The sequence below is a fragment of the Mesorhizobium sp. M7A.F.Ca.CA.002.05.1.1 genome (genome assembly GCF_003998335.1).
GTDB lineage: Bacteria > Pseudomonadota > Alphaproteobacteria > Rhizobiales > Rhizobiaceae > Mesorhizobium.
Genome location: NZ_RZQI01001175.1, coordinates 1 through 1502 on the forward strand (window position 1 = coordinate 1; position 1502 = coordinate 1502).

4 protein-coding genes are annotated in these 1502 nt (G+C 62.9%); 2 read left to right on the plus strand and 2 right to left on the minus strand.

The genetic code is table 11. The features are described 5' to 3' along the window. Together EN939_RS33815 and EN939_RS33820 are read left to right on the plus strand one after the other, a co-directional pair. The coding region (locus tag EN939_RS33815; RefSeq protein ID WP_164751495.1) for a DALR anticodon-binding domain-containing protein at positions 1–210 on the plus strand (210 nt) is incomplete at its 5' end. Positions 211–371: 161 nt separating this feature from the next. Then, a complete protein-coding gene (locus EN939_RS33820) occupies positions 372–533 on the plus strand; it encodes a hypothetical protein (RefSeq protein WP_236382840.1) in 162 nt (53 codons plus the stop codon). A 102-nt stretch (positions 534–635) separates the two neighbouring features. Here EN939_RS33820 and EN939_RS33825 read toward each other — a convergent pair whose 3' ends face one another. Further along, entirely contained in the window at positions 636–1025 is a 390-nt protein-coding gene (locus EN939_RS33825; protein ID WP_127271781.1) for a hypothetical protein, read from the minus strand. 137 nt (positions 1026–1162) lie between these two features. Then, a partial coding sequence (locus EN939_RS33830) for a hypothetical protein (RefSeq protein ID WP_127271783.1) occupies positions 1163–1502 on the minus strand: 340 nt, incomplete at its 5' end.

Here is a 1502-nt window from a genome sequence, read left to right on the forward strand (position 1 = left end):
GAGAAGCAAGCCGGCGAAGCGATTCAAAACGATGACTTTTCCGGCGCCCTGCTGGCGCTTAGCGTGTTGCGCGAACCGGTTGATTCATTCTTTGAGCATGTTCTCGTAAACGATGAGGATCAGGCGGTGCGTGCCAACCGCCTGGCGCTGCTCGCCCGCATCCGCGCGGCCACCGGTCAGGTCGCGGATTTCTCCAGGATCGCAGGTTAAGGCGAAGAAAATATTCTCTGCTACCGGCCGCTCAAGCCGGCTTACAGTCATATGGCGATGATCTCTCCGTGGCAAAAGGAACATGTTCCCCAACCCCACGGAGGCTTCCATGAATTCCGATCACGAAATCGAAGTGACAGAAGAAACTCCCGCCGAGGCGCTTGAATCCGCTTCCGAAACCCGCCGCAGCAGCGGTCGAAGCCGCTGACCTGTCTGATGACGACGAAGATGAAGACGAAGAAGACGAGGACGACGCCGAGGACAGCGTGAAGGCTGAAGGCGACGAGTCCGAAGAAGATGACGACAAGGAAGAAGCGGCCTGATTTTTTCAGCCGCCGAATCTATCGATGGCAAGGCGGCGCTGAGGCGCCGCCTTCTCCTATCAGCCGTCCCCCGAAGCCGACGGTCAGCCGCCCCGGCGACGGTCAGTTCTCGAGAATGCTGACGCGCACGCTGTTTTCGTAGACATCGACCTGGATCAGCGGTTCGCCATTGACGATGGCGCGCTTGGTCGAGGAACTCATCGCGCCGCCGCGTTCCAGCATGCGCTGCAGGTCGGCGCGCTGACCGTTGGTCCTGAACCAGCCATCAGCCTCGTCGTCGCTGTCACGGCGGTGGAATTTGTGCCAGTTGGCGCGGTCCTGCCGCACCATCTGCGCGGCATTGTCCAGCGCATAGCCGTCACTCGCCTGATGGTCGCGATCGGAAATGCGCGCGACATAAGATCCCAGCATGTCGTCGGCATGAGCCGCGACGACGCCAAGCAACGACGCCAGCAGAAGGCCTGCCCCGGTTACGATTCCAGATTTTCTCATGATCACCCCCCTTTACCCCTAACGATGAAATCCCGTCTGCCAGAAATACCTAGAACGGGATTTGCCTGGCAATGGTGCGCCGGGCGCCAGACCACCGTCAAGTCACGCCATCGATGTCGGCTGTCTTGGAGCCGGGGCTATTTGGTGTAGCCGTTGGGAGGCATGTGCTGCCCTGCTGCCGGCGCCGGAGCGCTCGGCGGCGTGGGTTGGTTCTCGGCGTTCCCTGAGGGGGCTGCGGAGGCGGTGGCCGTTGCCGGCGCTGTGCCTGCCGCCGGCGCCGTGCCAGCGGCCGGCGCGGCACCGGCCGCTGGTGCAGCGGTTGGCGCCGGTGCAGGGAAATCGGGACCGGTAACGCCGCCACGAATGACCATCGGGCCTGGCTGGAAGCCGTGCCCGGTCGCGGGCTTGTCCGGGATCGCCGCCACTTTTTCATCGGTGACGTCGGGCTGCGCTTCCCCTTTTGCCACCACCGACAGC